Origin of the sequence: Microbacterium sp. Root53, assembly GCF_001426925.1 — a bacterium.
Classification (GTDB): domain Bacteria; phylum Actinomycetota; class Actinomycetes; order Actinomycetales; family Microbacteriaceae; genus Microbacterium.
In genome coordinates this window covers 171,966-191,194 of record NZ_LMFR01000001.1, presented here as the reverse complement: position 1 = coordinate 191,194, position 19,229 = coordinate 171,966, and the positions used below count along the sequence as shown (strand labels likewise).

The 19,229-nt window shown below is 72.8% G+C and carries 18 protein-coding genes and 1 pseudogene; 4 read left to right on the top strand and 15 right to left on the bottom strand.

Annotated elements, in window-relative coordinates:
* Nucleotides 1-6 precede the first annotated feature (6 nt).
* The 8 genes and pseudogenes from ASD19_RS14565 to ASD19_RS00890 form a co-directional block, all read right to left on the bottom strand.
* Nucleotides 7-1,389: an RDD family protein gene (locus ASD19_RS14565; protein ID WP_055987873.1), complete on the bottom strand. Its 1,383-nt coding sequence runs from the start codon at nucleotides 1,387-1,389 to the stop codon at nucleotides 7-9.
* Between the two features lie 126 nt (nucleotides 1,390-1,515).
* The gene (locus ASD19_RS00920) at nucleotides 1,516-2,379 is read right to left on the bottom strand and encodes a metal ABC transporter permease (RefSeq protein ID WP_055987871.1); all 864 of its coding nucleotides are present in this window, start codon (nucleotides 2,377-2,379) and stop codon (nucleotides 1,516-1,518) included.
* Nucleotides 2,376-3,116 carry a metal ABC transporter ATP-binding protein gene (locus ASD19_RS00915; RefSeq protein WP_055987869.1) on the bottom strand — a complete coding sequence of 247 codons (741 nt, stop codon included), beginning with the start codon at nucleotides 3,114-3,116 and terminating at the stop codon, nucleotides 2,376-2,378. Before ASD19_RS00915 ends, ASD19_RS00920 begins: the two co-directional genes overlap by 4 nt.
* Nucleotides 3,113-4,036: a metal ABC transporter substrate-binding protein gene (locus ASD19_RS00910; RefSeq protein WP_055987866.1), complete on the bottom strand. Its 924-nt coding sequence runs from the start codon at nucleotides 4,034-4,036 to the stop codon at nucleotides 3,113-3,115. Before ASD19_RS00910 ends, ASD19_RS00915 begins: the two co-directional genes overlap by 4 nt.
* Before the next feature lie 112 nt (nucleotides 4,037-4,148).
* On the bottom strand, nucleotides 4,149-4,463 hold the full coding sequence (locus ASD19_RS00905; protein ID WP_082542887.1) for a hypothetical protein: 315 nt from the start codon (nucleotides 4,461-4,463) through the stop codon (nucleotides 4,149-4,151).
* Complete coding sequence (locus ASD19_RS00900; RefSeq protein ID WP_055987864.1) at nucleotides 4,460-5,101, bottom strand: hypothetical protein; 642 nt, start codon at nucleotides 5,099-5,101, stop codon at nucleotides 4,460-4,462. Before ASD19_RS00900 ends, ASD19_RS00905 begins: the two co-directional genes overlap by 4 nt.
* 220 nt (nucleotides 5,102-5,321) lie before the next feature.
* Nucleotides 5,322-6,476, bottom strand: a complete 1,155-nt coding sequence (locus ASD19_RS00895) for a cystathionine gamma-synthase (RefSeq protein WP_055987862.1) — start codon at nucleotides 6,474-6,476, stop codon at nucleotides 5,322-5,324.
* Between the two features lie 14 nt (nucleotides 6,477-6,490).
* Nucleotides 6,491-7,531 (bottom strand): annotated as a pseudogene (locus ASD19_RS00890) (pyridoxal-phosphate dependent enzyme); the annotation flags it as partial.
* 311 nt (nucleotides 7,532-7,842) lie between these two features.
* Between ASD19_RS00890 and ASD19_RS00885 the strand changes: the two are divergent.
* Nucleotides 7,843-8,364, top strand: coding sequence for a flavin reductase family protein (locus ASD19_RS00885; RefSeq protein WP_055988195.1), 522 nt, complete (start codon nucleotides 7,843-7,845; stop codon nucleotides 8,362-8,364).
* A 55-nt stretch (nucleotides 8,365-8,419) separates the two neighbouring features.
* On the opposite strand, the gene ASD19_RS00880 is transcribed toward ASD19_RS00885, so the two are convergent.
* Genes ASD19_RS00880 through pdhA form a run of 3 tightly spaced genes read right to left on the bottom strand, consistent with a single transcriptional unit; the run spans nucleotide 8,420 to nucleotide 11,996 of the window.
* Entirely contained in the window at nucleotides 8,420-9,877 is a 1,458-nt protein-coding gene (locus ASD19_RS00880; protein WP_055987861.1) for a dihydrolipoamide acetyltransferase family protein, read from the bottom strand.
* Nucleotides 9,874-10,896, bottom strand: a complete 1,023-nt coding sequence (locus ASD19_RS00875) for an alpha-ketoacid dehydrogenase subunit beta (RefSeq protein ID WP_055987859.1) — start codon at nucleotides 10,894-10,896, stop codon at nucleotides 9,874-9,876. The genes ASD19_RS00880 and ASD19_RS00875 overlap by 4 nt, the downstream gene beginning before the upstream one ends.
* Nucleotides 10,893-11,996, bottom strand: a complete 1,104-nt coding sequence (gene pdhA / locus ASD19_RS00870; protein WP_055987857.1) for a pyruvate dehydrogenase (acetyl-transferring) E1 component subunit alpha — start codon at nucleotides 11,994-11,996, stop codon at nucleotides 10,893-10,895. The genes ASD19_RS00875 and pdhA overlap by 4 nt, the downstream gene beginning before the upstream one ends.
* 151 nt (nucleotides 11,997-12,147) lie before the next feature.
* On the opposite strand from pdhA, the gene ASD19_RS00865 reads away from it, so the two are divergent.
* The gene (locus ASD19_RS00865) at nucleotides 12,148-12,591 is read left to right on the top strand and encodes an Lrp/AsnC family transcriptional regulator (RefSeq protein ID WP_134745999.1); all 444 of its coding nucleotides are present in this window, start codon (nucleotides 12,148-12,150) and stop codon (nucleotides 12,589-12,591) included.
* A gap of 4 nt (nucleotides 12,592-12,595) precedes the next feature.
* Here ASD19_RS00865 and ASD19_RS00860 read toward each other — a convergent pair whose 3' ends face one another.
* The 4 genes from ASD19_RS00860 to ASD19_RS00845 form a co-directional block, all read right to left on the bottom strand.
* Complete coding sequence (locus tag ASD19_RS00860) at nucleotides 12,596-12,844, bottom strand: DUF4287 domain-containing protein (protein ID WP_055987855.1); 249 nt, start codon at nucleotides 12,842-12,844, stop codon at nucleotides 12,596-12,598.
* A gap of 222 nt (nucleotides 12,845-13,066) precedes the next feature.
* A complete protein-coding gene (locus ASD19_RS00855) occupies nucleotides 13,067-14,068 on the bottom strand; it encodes a sugar phosphate isomerase/epimerase family protein (RefSeq protein ID WP_055987853.1) in 1,002 nt (333 codons plus the stop codon).
* Nucleotides 14,069-14,098: 30 nt separating this feature from the next.
* Nucleotides 14,099-15,244, bottom strand: coding sequence for a Gfo/Idh/MocA family protein (locus ASD19_RS00850; RefSeq protein ID WP_055988190.1), 1,146 nt, complete (start codon nucleotides 15,242-15,244; stop codon nucleotides 14,099-14,101).
* Nucleotides 15,245-15,334: 90 nt separating this feature from the next.
* Nucleotides 15,335-16,384, bottom strand: coding sequence for a substrate-binding domain-containing protein (locus tag ASD19_RS00845; RefSeq protein WP_055987851.1), 1,050 nt, complete (start codon nucleotides 16,382-16,384; stop codon nucleotides 15,335-15,337).
* A gap of 293 nt (nucleotides 16,385-16,677) precedes the next feature.
* Here ASD19_RS00845 and ASD19_RS00840 point away from each other — a divergent pair, with 293 nt between their 5' ends.
* Together ASD19_RS00840 and ASD19_RS00835 are read left to right on the top strand one after the other, a co-directional pair.
* The gene (locus ASD19_RS00840; RefSeq protein ID WP_055987849.1) at nucleotides 16,678-18,153 is read left to right on the top strand and encodes a sugar ABC transporter ATP-binding protein; all 1,476 of its coding nucleotides are present in this window, start codon (nucleotides 16,678-16,680) and stop codon (nucleotides 18,151-18,153) included.
* Nucleotides 18,150-19,208, top strand: a complete 1,059-nt coding sequence (locus ASD19_RS00835; RefSeq protein ID WP_055987847.1) for an ABC transporter permease — start codon at nucleotides 18,150-18,152, stop codon at nucleotides 19,206-19,208. The genes ASD19_RS00840 and ASD19_RS00835 overlap by 4 nt, the downstream gene beginning before the upstream one ends.
* Nucleotides 19,209-19,229 lie beyond the last annotated feature (21 nt).

Below are 19,229 nucleotides of genomic sequence, written 5' to 3'. Positions count from 1 at the left end.
GCGCGGTCATACTCGCTCCACCGCCGCGGTCCTGTCCCCGATCCGCACCACATCGCCGGCCGCCGCGGTCGCCGAGCCCCCGGGCGCGAGCGGGTGCTCGACGCCCCCGCGCAAGACCGCCGTGCCGTTGGTCGAATGGCAGTCGACGATCTCGAGGCCGCCGTCGACGGGGCGCACGACCGCGTGCGTCTTGGACAGCGAGCGCGTCTCGTCGGCGATCGCGACCGCCTGCGCGCCCGCGGCGATGCCCGAGGGCTCGGGCCGGCGGCCCAGCACGATCGCCTGCGACACCAGGACGTGCTGGCCGTCGTCGAAGCGCAGCAGGAACCGGGCCGGCTGCCTGGCCGGGGCGGCCGGGGTGACGGCGGCGGCCCCGATCAGCACCTCGACGGGCGGCTCAGGCGCGGGGCGCGCGGGGGCGGCGGGTGGGGCGGGCGGTGGCGGGGCGGGCTGGGCAGCGGTCGGCGCGGCCGGTGCGGCCGGGACAGCGGTCGGGATGTCGGCGGGGGCGGGCGGCGGCGCGGGCTCGGCCGCGTCCCGGAGGCGGTAGCCGCCGAGCACGGGCTTCCCCTCCTCGCCCACGACCGGTGCGACCGGGGCGGCGGGGAGATCCGTGAGGCCGACCTGCGGCCGCGCACCCCCGTCGTACGGCTTCGCGGCGCCGATCACCCCCGCGCTGAGTCGGCCCCCCGGCCGGTAGCCCGCCTGGCCCACCGGGTCGGCCGACGTCGCGAGCGAGGGCAGCGGCGCCCGCTCGGCGATCGGCTCGGCGCGCACCATCTTGCGCGCGACGCGCATCCGCTTCTCGTCATACGGGTTCAGGCCCTTGCGGACGTCGACGAGCCACAGCCGGCCCGCCTTGTCGTGCCAGGCGCGGCCGCGGCGGTCCGGGTCGAGCACGGGCGAGATCAGGAACAGCGGCAGGCCGAGCGGCAGGATCGCTACCGCCGACAGCACGAGGTCGCGCAGCAGCACGCGCCCCACGCCCGGGCGCTCGAGCGTCAGGACGTTCACGGACCGGATGCCGGCCACGGCCTTGCCGATCGTCAGGCCCCGGCGCCCGTGCAGCACGAGCTGCACGACGAGCAGGATCAGCGACAGCAGCACGCTCGCGCCGGCCATGACGACCGCGAGCACGAACTGCGGGTGGTTCACGAATCCGTACAGCGAGATCGACCCGGAGGTCAGCTTGAGCAGCAGCGGGAGCGCGCCCAGCAGGAACGGCAGCTGCAGCGCGAGCCACACGACGGCGTCGACGAGGGCCGCGGCTGCGCGACGGCCGTACGGCGCGCGCACGAGCCCGAGGGCCGCGGCATAGGCCGGATCGGGCCGCCCCTGTGCGTCGACGCCCTCGATCGGACGGGTCTCGTCGTCGATTTCCCAGATCACGCCGTCGGCCCCCTCCTCCCATTCCGCGCACGGCCGCGGACAGGCTCCACAGTACCCACCGCGTGCCGGCGCGACCGCGCCGCGGGGCCCGCGCGGGGACCTCTCCCCTGGCCGCGCCCGGCCGCGTCAGCGCGCGCGGGCCGCGGCCCTGCGCCGCGCGCCTCGGCGCACCACGCCGTGGCGCGGCGCGAACAGGTAGACGAGCGCGAACACGACGCCCTGCACCACGACCACGAGGCCTCCCGGCGACGCGTCGAGCCAGTAGCTCAGGTAGATGCCGACGACCGAGGACGCCACCGCGAGCGCGGGCGCGATCACGAGCATCCGCCCGAACCGGTCGGTGAGCAGGTGCGCGGTCGCGCCCGGGATGATGAGCATCGCCACGACGAGCACGACACCGACCACCTGCAGGGCCACGACCGACGTGAGCGCGAGCACGCCCAGCAGCATGGCGCCCAGCAGGCGGGGCGACAGCCCGATCGCGAACGCGTGCGTCGGGTCGAAGGCGAACAGCGTGAGGTCGCGCCGCTTGACCAGCAGCACCGCGAGCGCCACGGCCGCGAGCACCGCGACCTGGATGAGCTCGGCGGCGGAGACGCCCAGGATGTTGCCGAAGATGATGTGGTTGAGGTCGGTGTTGCTCGGCGTGACCGAGATCAGCACGAGACCGAGCGCGAACAGCGTCGTGAACACGATGCCGATCGCGGCGTCCTCCTTGACGCGGCTGGTGCCGCGCACGACGCCGATCAGCGCGACGGAGAGCAGCCCGAACACGAGCGCGCCCAGCGCGAACGGGGCGCCGACGACGTAGGCGAGCACGACCCCGGGCAGCACGGAGTGCGAGACGGCGTCGCCCATGAGCGACCAGCCGACCAGCACCAGCCAGCACGACAGCAGCGCGCACACGATCGCCGCGACCACGGTGGTGGCGAGCGCGCGCAGCATGAAGTCGTACTGCAACGGGTCCAGGATGAGGTCGAGCGGGCTCATGCGGCGTCCTCCCCGCCGCGCGGCTCGAGCCCGAACACGCGCGCCAGCGCCTCGGGCCGAAGCGCCTCTGCCACCGGCCCGTGGAACAGCACGCGGTGCAGCAGCAGCACGGCCTCGTCGGCCAGATCGGGCAGCGCGTGCAGGTCGTGCGTCGACACCAGCACCGTGCGGCCGTCGGCGGCCAGGTCGCGCAGCAGCCGCACGATCGTGCCCTCGGAGCGCTTGTCGACGCCCGCGAAGGGCTCGTCCAGCAGCAGGATGTCCGCCTCCTGCGCGATGCCGCGCGCCACGAACGCGCGCTTGCGCTGCCCGCCGGACAGCTGCCCGATCTGGCGGTCGGCGAGGGCCGAGAGCTCGACGCGCTCGAGCGCCTCCGCGACCGCCGCCCGATCGGCCGCGCGCGGCCGGCGCGTGATGCCCGTGCGGCCGTACCGGCCCATCATGACGACGTCGCGCACGGACACGGGGAAGGACCAGTCGACGTCCTCGCTCTGCGGCACGTAGCCGATCCGGCCGCGACGGCGCGCCGACGCCGGGTCCGCGCCGTCGAGCAGCACGGAGCCGCGCTCCGGCCTCAGCTGCCCGGTGATGGTCTTGAACAGCGTGGACTTGCCGGATCCGTTCATCCCGACCAGTCCCGTGACGCGGCCGGCGGGCACGCTCAGCGAGACGTCGTCGAGCGCGAGGACGTCGCCGTAGCGGACGGTGACGTCGCGCACCTCGATCGCGGCGCTCATGATCCGCCGCCCGTCAGGGCCTCGACGATCGTGTCGGCGTCGTGGCGGATCAGGTCGAGGTAGGTCGGGACGGGCCCGTCCGGCTCGGACAGGGAGTCCACGTAGAGCACGCCGCCGAACTCGGCGCCGGTCGCCTCGACCACCTGGCGCATCGGCCGGTCGGAGACGGTCGACTCGCAGAACACGGCCGCCACGCCGTTGCCCTCCACGAACTCGATCGCCGCCGCGATCTGCTGCGGCGTCGCCTGCTGCTCGGCGTTGACCGGCCAGATGTACGCCTCCGCGAGGCCGGCGTCGCGGGCCAGGTACGAGAACGCCCCCTCGCACGTCACGAGCGCCCGCTCCCCCTCGGGCAGCTCAGCGAGCGCCGCGACCAGCTCGTCGTGCACCTGCTGCAGCTGCGCCGAGTACGCGGCGCCGTTGGCCTCGTAGTCGTCCGCGTGCGCGGGGTCGAGCTCCGAGAACGCCTCGACCATGTTCGCGACGTACGTCTGCACGTTGAGCGGGCTCATCCAGGCGTGCGGATTCGGCGTCCCGGCGTACGCGTCGCCCGCGATGTCGATCGGCTCGACGCTCTCCGACACGACCACGTGCGGCACGTCGACGGACTCCACGAACTGCGCGAACCAGGCCTCGAGGTTGAGCCCGTTGTCGAGGATTAGGTCGGCCTCGGCGGCGCGCCGGATGTCGCCCGGCGTCGGCTCGTAGCCGTGGATCTCGGCGCCCGCCTTGGTGATCGACTGCACCGAGAGGTGATCGCCCGCCACGTTCTGCGCGATGTCGGCCAGCACGGTGAACGTCGTCAGCACCGTGGGGCGGTCGTCGGCCGGATCCGCAGAGGAGCCGCACGCGCTCAGCACCGGCGCGAGGACGAGGATCAGCGCGAGCGAGCGGACGACGGCGTGACGATTTTTAGGCACACCGAAACTTTAGGATTTCGGGTCGCCGAAAACAACCTCCGATCGAGGCGCGGCGCCTCCGGAAGGAGGTGGGCGCGACTGAGCGCGCGGGGCGGTCGGGGTCCGACCGGGGTCAGCGCTCGGGCCGGTCGCCCTCTGCGTCGTCCTGGTCCTTGGGCAGCAGGACGGGCCGGTCGACGGTCTCGCCGTGCTGCGCGGGATCGACCACGAGCAGCAGCATCGCCAGGCCCAGGGCGACGACGATGAACGAGACGCCGGCGGCGATCGCCGCGACGGACCAGGCGTGCGCGACAGCCTCGCCCGGCAGCGCCTGGAACGCGCCCATGGTGGTCGCCGTGACCAGCCCCGCGAACAGGGCGGCGCCGAACGCGATCCCCAGCAGCTGGGCGGGGCGCATCAGGTCGCGGCGGGTGGGCTTGTCGGTCACGGTCGATCCTCCTGGGGCGCGGCGGCCGCGGTCTCAAGGCTCGCGGGCTCGGACGGGGCCGGCGAGAGCCCGGCGATGCCCAGGAAGACCGCGACGATGGCGGCGTAGCCGCCGAACAGGCCGACCGCGATGGTCGTGCCCGTGAGCGTGAAGGCGCCCGCCTCCTCGATCGAGTAGGTCAGCGCGTACTCGGGCCGGACGAAGATCAGGATCGCGCCGAGCAGGATCGTGAGCCCGCCGACGACGACGGCGTCGCGGGACTCCGATCGGCCCAGCCTGGCGCGCTGCGTGATCCCGATCGCGAGCTCGACGATGCCGGCCAGCAGGGCCCACGCGATCAGGACGACGAAGAGCAGCGTCTCGGAGCGCAGGGCGACCGCGCTCGCGGCCATGCCGGCGGCGAGGTGGACGGCGCCCAGCAGCACGGGCGCGCCGCGGTGCCCGGCGGGAGCGACCAGCCAAGCGGCCAGTGCGAAGACCATGGCGGTCGCGATGCCGAAGCCGCCGAACACGGCCAGCCCCACCTCGTGCGAGTGGTCCGGCGAGAACGTGATCATGAGCGCCGCCACGGCCGCGAACAGCGCGCGCAGCAGCTGCACGTGACGCGGGGTCATTCGCAGGGGCGCGGCGGAGGGCATGACGGATCCAGGATCTCTTCGAGCGGGACCCACCCAGTCTAGTTGCGGGATCCTGACGAGAACGTGCGGACGGCTCATCCGGCCGACTGTCGTGCGAGCGCAGCGAGCGTGCCGCGGATGCGGCCAACCGCAGCGCGAAGCGCTGCCGAACGGAGCGAAGCGACGTTCCTCGCTCGCGAGTGTCCGGCGCGGAGCGTCGGCGCGAGCGTGCGAGACGCTCCTAGAAGGAGAGGGCGGCGTCCAGGTCCGCGAGCAGGTCGTCGACGTGCTCGATGCCGACCGAGAGGCGCACGACGTCGTCGGGGACGGCGAGCTCGGTGCCGCGGACGGACGCGTGCGTCATCTCGTCGGGGTAGTTGAGGAGCGACTCCACGCCGCCGAGCGACTCGGCGAGCGTGAACAGGCGCGTCGACTCCGCGAAGCGGCGCGCGGCCGCGCCGTCGCCGAGCGCGAGCGACACGATGCCGCCGAAGCCGGACATCTGCGCGGCGGCGATGTCGTGGCCGGGGTGCGACGCGAGGCCGGGGTAGTACACGCGGGCCACCTTCCCGTGCCCGTCGAGGTACTCGGCGATCGCCTGCGCGTTGGCGGTGTGGCGCTCCATCCGGACGGCGAGCGTCTTGATGCCTCGCGTCGTCAGCCACGCGTCGAGCGGGCCCGAGACCCCGCCGACGGCGAACTGCAGGAACTTGGCCTTCTCGGCGAGCTCTTCGTCGGCGAACACCAGCGCGCCGCCGACGACGTCCGAGTGGCCGCCGAGGTACTTGGTGGTCGAGTGCACCACGACGTCGGCGCCGAGCGCGAGCGGCTGCTGCAGCGCGGGCGACGCGAACGTGTTGTCGACCACGACCAGGGCGCCCGCGGCGCGGGACTTCTCCGCCAGGGCGCGGATGTCGGTGATGCGCAGCAGCGGGTTGCTGGGCGTCTCGACCCACACGACCTGGGGAGCGCGCTCGGCGAACGCCGCGTCTACCGCGGCCGGGTCGCTCAGGTCGACCACGCGCAGCTTGACGCCCCACGGGCCGAGCACGCGCGCGAGCAGGCGGTAGGTGCCGCCGTAGACGTCGTTGCCGAGCAGCACCTCGTCGCCGGGCTGCAGCACGGCGCGCAGCAGCGCGTCCTCGGCCGCGAGGCCCGACGCGAACGACAGAGCGCGGGCACCGCCCTCGAGCGCGGCCAGCTGGGTCTCGAGCGCGGTGCGCGTCGGGTTGCCCGAGCGGCCGTACTCGTAGCCGCCCCGCAGGCCGCCGATGCCGTCCTGGACGTACGTGGTGGAGAAGTGCACGGGCGGGATGACCGCGCCCGTGGGGCCGTCCGGCTCCTGTCCGGCGTGGACGGCTGCGGTCTCGAAACGGGCGTCGTGCGAGGCGGTCATGCGGCGCTCCCGGGGGTCTCGTGGCGGTTGGTCTTGGTGGCCTCGGCGAGCTGGGCCGTCAGGTCGGCCGGCACGAGCGACTCGGGCGTCTCGACCTCGAAGCCGCGCTCGGTCATCCAGCGGTCGTTGAACACCTTGCCGAGGTACCCGCGGCCGTGGTCGGGGAGCAGCACGACGACGATCGCGTCGGCGGGCAGGTCGCGCGCGGCGCGCAGCGCGCCGGCCACGGCCATGCCGCTCGATCCGCCGACGAGCAGGCCCTCCTCGCGGGCGAGGCGGCGGGTCATCGCGAACGAGTCGGCGTCCGACACCGCGACGATCTCGTCGACCACGCTCGGGTCGTACGCGCCGGGCCAGAAGTCCTCGCCGACGCCCTCCACGAAGTAGCCGTGCACGTCGTCGTGGCTCGCGGCCGAGTAGATCGAGCCGACCGGGTCGATGCCGACGATGCGCACCGCGCCGCCCGACACCTCCTTGAGGTAGCGGCCCGTGCCCGTGATGGTGCCGCCCGTGCCGACGCCCGCCACGAAGTGCGTGACGGTGCCCTCGGTGTCGGCCCACACCTCGGGGCCGGTGGTCTCGTAGTGGCTGCGGGGGCCGTTGAGGTTCTCGTACTGGTTGGGCTTGAACGCGCCGGGGATCTCGCGCGCGAGCCGGTCGGACACGCTGTAGTACGACAGCGGGTCGCTCGGCTCGACGTCGGTCGGCGTCACGACGACCTCGGCGCCGTAGGCGCGCAGCACGGCGCGCTTGTCCTCCGACACCTTGTCGGGAACGACGAAGACCATCCGGTAGCCGCGCTGCTGCGCGACCAGCGCGAGGCCGACGCCCGTGTTGCCGCTGGTCGGCTCGACGATGACGCCGCCCGGCTTGAGCTCGCCCGACGCCTCGGCCGCGTCGATGATGTTGGCGGCGATCCGGTCCTTCGAGGATCCGCCGGGGTTCAGGTACTCGACCTTCACCAGCACGGTGGCGGCGATGCCCTCCGTGACGTGGTTCAGGCGGACGAGCGGGGTGCGGCCGACCAGGTCGGCGACGGAATGTGCGTAACGCAAGGGCGTGTCCTCAGGATGGCCGCGGCCGGCGGTGCGTGGACGCGGGAACGGTCGGTTGTCGGTGGGGTGCGCTGGGCGCGGGCTCTCAGCGACGACAACGACAGGTCTGCACGGACCCAGCGTACCGCGGGCCGGATGACGCCGGACCCGCGTGACATCCGCTCCCCCGTGGCGCTTCGGTGTCGAACGTTTCGTAATAAGTCGCCCGCCGGCGCCCGCCCGCGCGGGCCTCGGTAACGTCTCGGTCCATGAGCGAGAACCAGGCGGCCCTGGCGCGCGACGTCCGTGAGGCCTCGCGCCCCGCGGGCGCGATGCTGTCGGTCCCCGGCGCGCTCGACGCCGAGCAGTTCAAGGCGATCTGCCGCGGCCACCCGGGCGGGGTGTCCGTGATCACGGCGCAGGGTCCCGACGGGCCCGTGGCGTTCACCGCGACCTCGGTCGCCTCGGTGAGCGTGGATCCGCCCATCCTGATCTTCTCGGTGTCCTCGCTGTCGTCCGCGGCGCCGTCGATCCTCGCGGCGGACTCGGTGGTCGTCCACCTGCTCGACGCCGACGACGTCGACCTCGCGAAGCTCGCCGCGACGAGCGGCGTGGACCGCTTCGCCGACACGTCGGCGTGGACGCGCCTCCCCACCGGCGAGCCGGTGTTCCCCGGCGTGCGCGCGTGGACACGCGCCAAGGTCGTCAGCCACCTCGAGGCGGGCGGATCGACCGTCGTCGCGGTGCACGCGCTGCAGGGCCAGATCAACCGCGGCGCCGAGCACGAGGCCGGCCCGCTGGTCTACCACAACCGCACCTGGCACAAGCTCGGCGACCACTCGCGCCTCGACTGACGCCCCTTACTCGTGGGCGCGGGAGCTGCGGATCCCGCGCCCCACGAGTGTCCGGCTACAGCCGCGCGTAGAGCGACAGCGGGGACTCGATCGCCGACACCACGCGGCGGAGGAAGCCCGACGCATAGCCGCCGTCGCACACGCGGTGGTCGAACACGAGCGACAGCTGCGCGATGCGGCGGGGCGTCATGACGCCGTCCACGACCCACGGCTTCTCGATCACGCGGCCGATGCCGAGGATCGCGACCTCGGGGTGGTTGATGATCGCGGCCGAGCCGTCGACGCCGAGCGCGCCGTAGTTGTTCAGCGTGAACGTCGATCCGGTGAGGCGCTCGGGCGGCAGCTTGCCCGCGCGCGCGAGCTCGGTCGTCTCGCGCAGGGCGGCGTCGAGGTCGCGCACCGTCATCCGGTCGGCGCGCGGGAGCATGGGCACCATCAGCCCGCGTTCCGTGTCGGTCGCGACGCCGAGGTTGACGCCGTCGAAGGTCAGGATGTCCTCGCCGTCGAGGCGCCCGGCGAGCAGCGGGAACTCCTCGAGCGCCAGCAGCACGAAGCGGGCCAGCAGCGCCGTGAGCGACGGCGGACGCTCCCCCGGCGCCGCCATGGCGGGGCGGAGGCTCCACAGCTCGGTCGCGTCGACGTCCACCCATACGGTCGCCTCGGGGATCTCGGCCCGGCTGCGGCTGAACTTCGCGGCGGCCGACCGGCGCAGCATCGACATCCGCTCGCGGCTCGCGACCTGCAGGTCGCCCGCAGGCGCGGGTGCGGTCTGACGGGTCTGCGGTGCGGATGTCGGCGCGGCGGCCCCACCGGGCGCCGTCAGCCCCGCCGACCCGTCAGACGACGCGGCGTTGGCGGCGCGCAGCACGTCGGCGCGCGTCACGACCCCGTCGGCGCCGCTCGGGCGGATGGTGGTGACGTCGAGCCCGAGGTCGCGCGCGAGCCGGCGCACCAGCGGCGAGCGCACGGGCGGCTTGGCGGGCGCATCCGGTGCCGTGTGTCGGGTCGGCGGGGCGGATGTGCGCGTGTCGGCCGCAGGAGGCGACATCCGCACCGCCGGCCCGACGGACGGGACGCGGCGCGGGCGGCGACGCCGCGCGCCGGCGCGGTGCTCACTCGTGCCGTAGCCGATCAGGACGTTGCCGGATCCGGCCCGCTCCTCGGAGCGGTACGCCTCGAGCTCGGTGCGGTCGGGAGTGGGCTCGGGGCGTTTCGACTCGGTCGCTTCGCCCCCTCGCTCAACGAGCACGGCAGCCGCCGGGGCGTCGGCTGCGACCTCGAGCACGGGCTGCCCGACGGCGAGCATGGTGCCGGGCTCGCCGTGGAGCGCGACCACGGTGCCGGCGAACGGCGAGGGCAGCTCGACGACGCTCTTGGCGGTCTCGACCTCGGCGATCGCCTGGTCGACGCGCACGTCGTCGCCGACCTGCACGAGCCACTGCACGAGCTCGGCCTCGGTCAGCCCCTCGCCGAGATCCGGCAGACGGAACACCTGCGTGGTCGCGGTGGTCATCGGTCCTCCCAGTTCAGCGTGTCGATCGCGTCCAGCACGCGGTCGACGTCGGGCAGGTGGAAGTGCTCGAGCTTCGGCGACGGGTACGGGATGTCGAAGCCGGTCACGCGGCGCACGGGCGCCTCGAGGTGCTCGAAGCAGTGCTCGCCGATGCGCGCGGCGAGCTCGGACGCGACGCTCGCGAAGCCCTGGGCCTCGGCGATCACGACCGCGCGGCCCGTGGAGCGGACGGCCGTGAACAGCGTCTCGTCGTCGCACGGCGTGAGTGTGCGGACGTCCACCACCTGCACGCTGCGTCCCTCGCTCTCCCCGACCTCGGCCGCGTCCAGCGCGACGCCCACCGAGCTGCCGTACGCGATCAGCGTCACGTCGGCGCCGGGCCGCGCGACGCGCGCGTGCCCGATCGCCGCGGGCGCGGTCACGTCGACGGGCGCCTTGGACCAGTACAGCTTCTTCGGCTCCAGGAAGATCACGGGGTCGGGGTGCTCGATCGCGGCGCGGAGCAGGCTGTAGGCGTCCTGCGGCGTGGCCGGGCAGACGACCGTGAGACCCGGCGTGTGCGCGTAGTAGGCCTCGGACGAGTCGCAGTGATGCTCCACGCCGCCGATGCCGCCGCCGAACGGGATCCGGATGACCATCGGCAGGCGGATGGCGCCGCGCGTGCGGTTCGCCATCTTGGCCGCGTGGCTCACGATCTGCTCGAACGCGGGGTAGGCGAACGCATCGAACTGCATCTCGACGACCGGGCGCAGGCCGTTCATCGCCATGCCGATCGCGGTGCCCACGATGCCGGACTCGGCCAGCGGGGTGTCGAAGCAGCGGTGCTCGCCGAAGCGCGCCGCGAGGCCGTCCGTCACGCGGAAGACGCCGCCCAGCTTCCCGACGTCCTCCCCCATCACGAGCACGGAGCCGTCGGCCTCCATCGCGTCGGCGAGGGCCCGATTGATCGCGCCCGCCATGGTCATCACGGGGGCCTCCTGCGCGGCGACCTCCGTGCGGGTGTGCTCTATCATGCTCATGCGCCTGCCTCCTCGCGTGCCAGCTCGTCCCGCAGCTGCGCCCACTGGGCGTCGAGCTGCGGCGTCCGCTCCGCGTGGACGAAGCGGAACAGGTCCTCGGGGTCGGGATGCACCTCGCGGTTCATGGCGTCGCGCATCGCCGTCGCCGTGCGATCGGCCTCCTCGGCGAACGCCGCCTCGGTCGCGTCGTCGAGCGCTCCCTCGGCGAGCAGATGCGCGCGCATGCGGCGCAGCGGATCCCGCTCCTCCCACGCCCGGACCTCCTCGCGATCGCGGTAGCGCGTGTCGTCGTCCGCGTTCGTGTGCGCCTGCATCCGGTACGTGTGCGCCTCGATCAGCGCGGGCCCGCCGCCCTCGCGCGCGTTCTCGACCGCGTCGCCGAGCACCGCGAGCAGGGCCGCGACATCGTTGCCGTCGACGCGCTGGCCGGGCATCCCGTAGCCGATGGCCTTGTGGGCGAGGGACGGCGCGGCGGTCTGCCGCGACAGCGGCACCGAGATCGCGAACTCGTTGTTCTGCACCAGGAACACGACCGGCACGTGGAACACGGCCGCGAAGTTGAGGGCCTCGTGGAAGTCGCCCTCGCTCGTGGCGCCGTCGCCGCACATCGCGAGCACGACGGTGTCCTCGCCGCGCGACTTGGCCGCGAACGCCACCCCCACGGCGTGCAGCAGCTGGGTCGCGAGCGGCGTGGCGTGCGGCGCGATGCGGTGCGCGCGCGGGTCGAAGCCGGCATGCCAGTCGCCGCGCAGCAGCACGAACGCCTCCTCGGGGTCGACCCCCCGGGTGATCACGGCGACCGAGTCGCGGTAGGTCGGGAAGAGCCAGTCGCCGTCGCGCAGCGCGAGCGCCGCCGCGACCTCGCAGGCCTCCTGCCCGTGCGACGACGGGTACACGGCGAGCCGGCCCTGGCGCACGAGCGCGTTCGCCTGCTCGTTGATGCGGCGGCCGCGCACGAGCGCGCCGTAGGCCTCCAGCAGGCGCTCGGTCGGGGGCGCCGCGTAGCGGTCGTCCTCGGTCAGGCGCCCGTGCTCGTCGATGAGCCGGACGGGATGCTCGCGCGGCAGCAGGTCCGTGCGCAGGGCGTCGGGGGCGTCCATGAGTTCCTCCACGTCGTCGTAGATGACTACAGGATGCGTCGCGCGGGGCAATCCGTCTGCCCCCGTCGATCCATCGCGAGACGGATTGCCGAACGAGCGGTATGTTGTGCGCAGAGCGTCCAGGATGGACTGGAGATTTGGGGGGCCTGCGATGGAGCTGGATCAGACGGACCGGGCGATCCTCGCCGCGCTGCGCCACGACGGCCGCGCGTCGATCAGCGACATCGCGGCGAAGGTCAAGGTGTCACGGGCGAGCGCGTACGCGCGCGTGAAGAAGATGGAGGACACGGGCGTCATCCGGGGCTTCACGGTGCGCACCGATCCGATCCTCGAGGGCATGCACGCGAGCGCGTACGTGGGCCTCAACGTCGAGCAGGCCGACTGGCAGGACCTGCGGGAGCGGCTGACGCGCATCCCCGAGGTGCACCACGCGGCCCTGCTGGGCGGCGACTTCGACGTGCTGCTGCTGGTGCGCGCCCGCGACAGCCGCGACCTGCGCCGGGTCGTGCTCGAGGAGCTGCAGGGCATCCCGGCCGTGCGCTCCACGCGCACGTTCATCGTGTTCGAGGACATCCCCACGATCGCCGAGGCCTGAGCGGCTACTTCGCGAGCGCCGCCTTCGCGTAGGCGACGATCGCGTTCGCGTGGCCGTGACCGAGGCCGTGCTCGTCCTTGAGCCATGCGACGACATCCATGTGCGATGCGCCGTCGAGCCGCTCGACCACGAGGTCGAGCCACTCCTGCATGGGCCTGCCGTACGTCTTCTCGATGTTGGGGAAGTAGGAGGCGGGCCCTTTGACCTTCTCGCCGGGCGCGATCACCGGCGCGCTCACCCTGTGCTCAGCCATGCGCTCACGCTATCGGGATCGGCCGCCCGGGGCGTGTCCCAGTTCACGCCCGTCTGAGCCCGACCGTGTCCCAGTCTGGGCCGCTATCGGGCGGCCATTCGGGCATCAAGTGGGACATGGGCCACGGACGGCGGGTTCGACGATCACTCCCCCGTCGAGCCGGATGACGAGGGCCCGGGCGGATCGCGACGATCCGCCCGGTCCCTCGGCCGTCCCCCTCACTCAGCGGCTGCTGAACGCCGCGTCGAACGCGGCCTCCGGCGCCGCGAACGCGTTGCGCCGCACGAACTCGAGGGCCTCCGGCGCGCCCTGCAGCCGGTCCATGCCGGCGTCCTCCCACTCCACCGAGATCGGGCCGTCGTAGCCGATGCTGTTCAGCGCCCGGAACGACGCCTCCCACGGCACGTCGCCGCGACCGGTGGACACGAAGTCCCAGCCGCGGCGCAGGTCGGCCCACGCCAGGTGCGAGCCGAGCCGCCCGTTGCGGCCGTTGCCGATGTTGAGCTTCACGTCCTTGCAGTCGACGTGGTAGATCCGGTCGCGGAACTCCAGGATGAAGCCGACCGGGTCCAGCTGCTGCCACACGAAGTGCGACGGATCCCAGTTCAGCCCGAACGCCTCGCGGTGCCCGATCGCCTCGAGCGTGCGGACCGTCGTCCAGTAGTCGTACGCGATCTCGGACGGGTGCACCTCGTGCGCGAAGCGCACGCCGACCTCGTCGAACACGTCCAGGATGGGGTTCCACCGGTCGGCGAAGTCCTGGTACCCGGCGTCGACGGCCTCCTGCGAGACCGGCGGGAACATCGCCACGTACTTCCAGATCGACGACCCGGTGAAGCCGACGACGGTCTTCACGCCCAGCTTCGCCGCCAGCCGGGCGGTGTTCTTCATCTCCTCGGCCGCCCGCTGCCGGACCCCCTCGGGGTCGCCGTCGCCCCACACCCGATCCGACAGGATGTCGCGGTGCCGCTGGTCGATGGGGTCGTCGCAGACGGCCTGGCCCTTGAGGTGGTTCGAGATGGCCCAGACCTTCAGCCCGTGCCGCTCGAGCAGGTCGAGCCGGTCCCTGATGTAGTCGTCGTCGTCCCAGCGCCACGGGTCGAGGTGGTCGCCCCAGCAGGCGATCTCGAGCCCGTCGTAGCCCCAGCCGGCGGCCAGGCGCGCGACCTCCTCGAGCGGCAGGTCGGCCCACTGGCCGGTGAAGAGTGTGACCGGTCGCGTCATCGCGTTCCTCCGTTGTCTCGTGCGTGCGGTCTATCGGTCGTCGTCGGCGGGCGTCCACGCGCTGCCCGACTCCGAGCTGCGCAGCACAGCGTCGAGCACGCGCTGCACGTGCAGGCCGTCGGCGAACGACGGCTCGGGCTGCGTTCCCGCGTGGATGGCGCCCACGAAGTCGTTCACCTGGTGCGAGAAGCCGTGCTCGTAGCCGAGCATGTGCCCGGCCGGCCACCAGGGCTCCAGGTACGGGTGCTCCGGCTCGGTGACCAGGATGCGCCGGAAGCCCTGCTCGGTCGGCGGCAGGGTCGCGTCGAAGAACTCCAGCTCGTTGAGGCGCTCGAGGTCGAACGCGAGGGCGCCGAGCGACCCCGAGATCTCGATCCGCAGCGCGTTCTTGCGGCCCGTCCGGAACCGGCTCGCCTCGAACGACGCGAGCGCGCCGGATGCCAGGCGGCCGGTGAACAGGGCGAGGTCGTCGACCGTGACGCGCCCCCGCGCGGCCGACGCCGTGCCCGAGAGCCCGATGCCGTGCTCGAGCAGCGGGCGCTCGGTCACCAGGGTCGCGACGACGCCCGACACGGTCGTGACCGCCTGGCCGGTGATGTACTCGGTCAGGTCGACCGCGTGGGCGCCGATGTCGCCCAGTGCCCCCGATCCGGCGCGCTCCTTCTCGAGGCGCCACGTCATCGGCGCCTCGGCGTCCGCCAGCCAGTCCTGCAGGTACTCGGCGCGCACCTGCCGGATGTCGCCGAGCCGGCCGGCCGCGACGAGATCGCGCGCGAACGTGGCGGCGGGCACGCGGCGGTAGGTGAAGCCGACCATCGAGCGCACGCCGCGCTCGGCCGCCGACGCGGCCGCGGCGGACATCCGCTCGGCCTCCTCGACCGTGTTGGCCAGGGGCTTCTCGCACAACACGTGCTTGCCGGCCTCGAGCGCCGCGATGGCGATCTCGGCGTGCGTGTCACCCGGGGTGACGATGTCGACCACGTCGACGTCGTCGCGCGCCACGACCTGGCGCCAGTCGGTCTCGGCCTCGCGCCAGCCCCACTTGCGGGCGGACGCCTCGGGGTCGCTGCGCCCCACGACCACGGCCATCTCGACGCCGAGCGGCAGGTCGAAGAACCGGGGCGCGACGCGCCATCCCTGCGAGTGCGCGGCCCCCATGAAGCCGTGGCCGATCATGGCGATGCGGAGCGTGTCGGACATCGCTCAGCTCCTCTCTGCGGAGGTGGGCGGGGCGCCCGCCCGGTGGACGGGCGCCCCGGACGGACATCAGGACTCGAAGGCCAGGTCGATGAACTGGTCGACGTTCTCCTTGGTGACGACCGGCGCGTCGAGCACGATCCGGTTCGGCACGCTCGGCGTGATCAGGTCGCTGACGGTCTTGCCCTGCGCGATGAGGCGGGCGAGCGCGATGCCGTCGGCCGCCTGCGTCGACGGGTAGATCACGGTGGCCTTCAGGACCGAGTCGTCGGCCTGGATGAGTTCCATGGCGTTGCGGCTGCCTGCGCCGCCCATCATGAGGAACTCGTCGCGGCCCGCGGCCTCGATCGCCGCGAGCACGCCGACGCCCTGGTCGTCGTCGTGGTTCCACAGGGCGTCGATCTGCGGGTTGGCCGACAGCAGCTGCGAGGCGGCGGACTCGCCGCCGGCGACGGTGAAGTCGGCCGCGACGCGCGCCGAGACCTCCAGGCCGCAGTCCTCGAGGGCGTCCGCGAAGCCCTGCGAGCGGTCCTGCGTCAGCGGCAGCGAGTCGATGCCCGCGATCTCCGCGACGACCGCGTCGGGGTTGTCGCCCACCTGCTCGCAGATGTACGTGCCGGCGCTGACGCCCATGCCGTAGTTGTCGCCCAGGATGGTCGCGCGCGCCGCGAAGGGGCTCGAGAACTCGCGGTCGACGTTGATGACGGGGATGCCGGCCTCCATCGCCTGGATCGCGACCTCGGTGAGCGCCGCGCCGTCGGTCGGCAGCAGGACGATCGCGTCGACGCCCTCGTTGATGAAGGTCTCGACCGCGGCGATCTGCGCGTTGGCATCGTTCGTCCCCTCGGCCATGCGCAGCTCGACGTCGTCGAAGCTGTCGGCGGCGGCCTGCGCCCCCGAGTTGATCGCACCGAGCCAGCCGTGGTCGGCGGCCGGCCCGGAGAACCCGATCACGACCGTGTCGCCCGACTCGGCGTTCTCCTCGCTGGACGTGCCCTGGTCGACGACGTCCTCCTCCTCGGTGCCCGTGCCCGTGCAGCCCGCGAGGAGTCCGATGCCGGCCAGCACGGCGGCGCCGGTGAGCAGCAGTCGCGTGCGCGGCTTCCAGTGTGAGCGCATGTTTCCTCCTTGAAATCCGATGCGGCCTCGACAGTGTGGGCGCCGGGCAGCCGTCCACGCTGACGCGCTCAAGCTAGCAGAACCGCCTGTCACCGCGACACCTTTTGTTTTCCGAACGGCGAAAGTCGCATGGCGATATCCCGCAGGAGAAATCAAGGATTGCGCCGCGGTCTGCGCCGGATCCAGGATTCGGCAGCCGTTCGTTCCGGGGATCGACACAGGGCGGGTGGCCGCGTTATGTTCGGCGCGTGATCAAAGTCGACCATGCACCGGCATTACTCGACGTCCGGGGAGTGACCAAGGCGTTCGCGGGTGTCCAGGCCCTGCGCGGCGTCGACCTGCAGGTGCTCCCGGGCGAGGTGCACTGCATCCTGGGCCAGAACGGCGCCGGCAAGTCGACGCTGATCAAGACGCTCGCGGGCGTCCACCGCCCGGACGAGGGCGAGATCCTGTGGATGGGCGAGAGCGTCGACATCCCGACGCCCGAGGCGGCACTCGAGCTCGGCATCGCGACCATGTACCAGGAGCTCGACGTCGTGGACGGCCTCACGATCGCCGAGAACATCTTCCTCGGGCACGAGCTGGCGCGCGGCGGCTTCACCCGCCGCTCCGAGGCCGCCGCGCGGACGCGCGAGCTTCTGAAGCGCCTCGGCCACGGCCGGCTCTCGCCCCACACCGAGGTCGGGCGGCTGAGCGCCGCCAACAAGCAGATCGTGAGCATGGCCCGCGCCCTGTCGCACGACATCAAGCTGATCATCATGGACGAGCCCTCGGCCGTGCTCGACGCCGAGGAGGTCAAGAACCTGTTCGGCGTGGTCCGGGAGCTCACCGCCGCGGGCATCGCGGTGATCTACATCACGCACCGGCTCGAGGAGATCCGGCAGATCGGCGACCGCATCACGGTGCTCAAGGACGGGCGCTCCACCGCGAGCGGCCTGCCGGTCGCCGAGACCCCCACGCGCGAACTGATCACGCGGATGACCGGTCGCGAGGTCGAGAACGTCTTCCCTCCCGCCGTGCCCGTGCCGGGCGAGGCGCCAGTCGTCCTCGAGGTCGAGGACCTGGGCCTCGCGGGCGTGTTCCGCGACGTGTCGTTCTCGGTGCGGGCGGGCGAGATCGTCGGGCTCGCGGGCCTGGTCGGATCGGGCCGCTCCGAGATCCTCGAGACGGTCTACGGCGCGCGCCGGGCCACCGCGGGCACCGTGCGCGTGGGCGGCCGGCCGCTGCGGCGCGGCTCCGTGGTGTCGGCGGTATCCGCCGGCGTCGGCCTCTCGCCCGAGGAGCGCAAGAGCCAGGGGCTCGTGCTGGACGAGCCGATCTTCGTCAACGTGACGCTCTCGTCCATGTCGCGGTTCGCCAAGGCGGGCTTCCTCGACGAGCGCGCCGAGCGCCGTGCGGCCGAGGAGCAGATCGCCGCACTGGAGCTGCGACCCGCGAATCCCGACCGGCCGGCGATGACCCTGTCGGGCGGGAACCAGCAGAAGATCCTGCTCGCGCGCTGGCTCGTGCACGGCACGCGCGTGCTCCTGCTGGACGAGCCCACGCGCGGCGTCGACGTCGGCGCGCGCGCCGAGATCTACGGGCTGATCCGCCGTCTCGCTGCCGCGGGCAACGCGATCGTCATCGTCTCGAGCGAGATCGAGGAGGTGCTCGGCCTGGCCGACACCGTGCTCGTCGTCGCCGACGGCCAGGTGCTCACGACGCTGCCCGCGTCGCAGATCGACGAGCACGGCGTGCTCGACCTCGTCATGAAAGGAACCGCCGCATGAGCGAGCAGACCACGACCGCGGCCGCCACCGGCCCCTCGCCCGCGCCCGCGGGCGGGCCCGCGCGCGGCGCCTCGGCGCGCGCCGGACTCGCCGGCATCCTGTCCGGATCCGTGGGCCGCAACCTCGGACTGGTCGTCGCCCTGCTGCTGCTCGTGATCGTCGGCGCGATCACGGCGCCCGACACCTTCCTCGGGGTGTCGAACATGCTCACGGTGCTGCGGCAGGCGTCCATCATCGGCGTCATCTCGATCGGCATGACGCTCGTGATCATCGCGGGCGGCATCGACCTGTCGGTCGGCTCCGTGCTGGGCCTCGCGTCGGTCGTCGCGACGCTCGCCGCCGTGCAGGACCTGGTCGACCAGACGCACTGGATCTTCATGGTGCTGATCGCGCTCGGCGTCGGGCTCGGCGCGGGCCTGATCAACGGCATCGTGATCGCCTACGGCAAGGTCGTGGCCTTCATGGCGACCCTCGCGATGCTGGTCGCGGCGCGCGGCCTCGCGGAGATCCTCGCCGAGCGGCGCACGCTCGTTGTCGGGGACCGCGGGTTCGTCAGCGCGCTGAACCAGGATCTCCTGGGTGTCGACATCCTGATCTGGATCTTCGCGCTCGTCGCGATCGGCGGCTGGGTGCTGCTGAACCGGACCACGTTCGGCCGCCGCACGGTCGCGATCGGCGGCAACCGCGAGGCCGCGCGCCTGGCGGGCATCGACGTGCGCCGGCACACCATGTGGCTCTACGCCATCGCGGGGCTGTGCGCGGGCATCGCCGCCGTCATGATGCTCGGCCGCACGACCGCGGGCACGTCGACGCACGGCCAGCTGCTCGAGCTGGATGCGATCGCCGCCGTGGTGGTGGGTGGCACGCTGCTGGTGGGCGGTCGCGGCACCGTGACCGGCACGGTGTTCGGCGTCCTGATCTTCGCGACCCTGTCGAACGTGTTCGTGCAGAACAACCTGTCGTCGTCCGTGCAGGCCGTCGCCAAGGGCGTGATCATCGTGATCGCGGTGCTGCTGCAGCAGCGCTTCGCCAAGCCCACCGGTCGCGCGTCGTAGTGCTCGCACTTCCGTCGACGC

Excerpts from the sequence above, each read along its gene's own strand:
- ASD19_RS00920 (WP_055987871.1), bottom strand. The coding sequence starts at position 2,379 with ATGAGCCCGCTCGACCTCATCCTGGACCCGTTGCAGTACGACTTCATG.
- ASD19_RS00915 (WP_055987869.1), bottom strand. The coding sequence starts at position 3,116 with ATGAGCGCCGCGATCGAGGTGCGCGACGTCACCGTCCGCTACGGCGAC.
- ASD19_RS00900 (WP_055987864.1), bottom strand. The coding sequence starts at position 5,101 with ATGCCCTCCGCCGCGCCCCTGCGAATGACCCCGCGTCACGTGCAGCTG.
- ASD19_RS00895 (WP_055987862.1), bottom strand. The coding sequence starts at position 6,476 with ATGACCGCCTCGCACGACGCCCGTTTCGAGACCGCAGCCGTCCACGCC.
- ASD19_RS00885 (WP_055988195.1), top strand. The coding sequence starts at position 7,843 with ATGCTGTCGGTCCCCGGCGCGCTCGACGCCGAGCAGTTCAAGGCGATC.
- ASD19_RS00880 (WP_055987861.1), bottom strand. The coding sequence starts at position 9,877 with ATGACCACCGCGACCACGCAGGTGTTCCGTCTGCCGGATCTCGGCGAG.
- ASD19_RS00875 (WP_055987859.1), bottom strand. The coding sequence starts at position 10,896 with ATGAGCATGATAGAGCACACCCGCACGGAGGTCGCCGCGCAGGAGGCC.
- pdhA (WP_055987857.1), bottom strand. The coding sequence starts at position 11,996 with ATGGACGCCCCCGACGCCCTGCGCACGGACCTGCTGCCGCGCGAGCAT.
- ASD19_RS00865 (WP_134745999.1), top strand. The coding sequence starts at position 12,148 with ATGGAGCTGGATCAGACGGACCGGGCGATCCTCGCCGCGCTGCGCCAC.
- ASD19_RS00860 (WP_055987855.1), bottom strand. The coding sequence starts at position 12,844 with ATGGCTGAGCACAGGGTGAGCGCGCCGGTGATCGCGCCCGGCGAGAAG.
- ASD19_RS00855 (WP_055987853.1), bottom strand. The coding sequence starts at position 14,068 with ATGACGCGACCGGTCACACTCTTCACCGGCCAGTGGGCCGACCTGCCG.
- ASD19_RS00850 (WP_055988190.1), bottom strand. The coding sequence starts at position 15,244 with ATGATCGGCCACGGCTTCATGGGGGCCGCGCACTCGCAGGGATGGCGC.
- ASD19_RS00845 (WP_055987851.1), bottom strand. The coding sequence starts at position 16,384 with ATGCGCTCACACTGGAAGCCGCGCACGCGACTGCTGCTCACCGGCGCC.
- ASD19_RS00835 (WP_055987847.1), top strand. The coding sequence starts at position 18,150 with ATGAGCGAGCAGACCACGACCGCGGCCGCCACCGGCCCCTCGCCCGCG.